We start from the raw sequence: 667 nt of genomic DNA on the forward strand, positions 1-667 counted from the left end.
TTGTAGAACCAGAAGAGGATTATCATTACGACGATGATCCTGTATACTGGCACTACATTCCAGGGTTCGCCTCTGTAAAATATTTTGGAGGAGAATTTCCGTTCGATGACGAATATGAAATTGACAGCCTAAAGAATGCGTCATTTAACGGCGTAACAGTAGCGCGATGGAAGTACGTAAAAGTCGATGGTCGATTTGATAAGTCGATGTTCAAGAACTGCGGTATCGCCCGTGTCGACTCGATTGATTCACTAAATCATCATGCGAACTATAAATATGCTTTTGAGAGATGTGATTTTTCGAATTGCATATTCTCTGATGAGAAAATACTCGCGGTGGATTTTCGAGAGGGCGAAAATTACTTTTGGGCTGATGCCCCTCCTACACTCGCTGGCGGAACTGCGGCAATCGACTGGGCTGCGTTACTAAATCGGAGAGAATGACTGAACCTCATAAATCAATAACCTCCCTTTTGGGCCTTTCAGCTTCAGGTCCTGAGGCTTTGGCGGTTGTCCGCTTCGAACCAGTCGCCGCTTGGCTATCGAGGGATTCTACATGCTCTGTGACAATTTGGGGCTGATACGCTACCACGTCAGAACACAGGGGTTGTTGTGGCTTCGTTTTCCCAAGAACAGCTGCAGGCAATTGCGGATGCACTCGCGGATAC

The 667-nt window shown here is 46.6% G+C and carries 2 protein-coding genes; one reads left to right on the forward strand and one right to left on the reverse strand.

Features of this window, described 5'->3' with window-relative positions; translation table 11 throughout:
- Positions 1-443, forward strand: a 443-nt coding sequence (locus tag EN780_RS39355; protein ID WP_210215111.1) for a hypothetical protein, incomplete at its 5' end; no start/stop codon positions are given.
- 7 nt (positions 444-450) lie between these two features.
- Here the strand turns inward: EN780_RS39355 and EN780_RS39985 are convergent.
- On the reverse strand, positions 451-667 hold a 217-nt coding region (locus tag EN780_RS39985), incomplete at its 5' end, for a hypothetical protein (protein WP_210215112.1).

The sequence above is a fragment of the Mesorhizobium sp. M4B.F.Ca.ET.089.01.1.1 genome, assembly GCF_004022605.1.
In the GTDB taxonomy this organism is placed as follows: Bacteria; Pseudomonadota; Alphaproteobacteria; order Rhizobiales; family Rhizobiaceae; genus Mesorhizobium; species Mesorhizobium abyssinicae.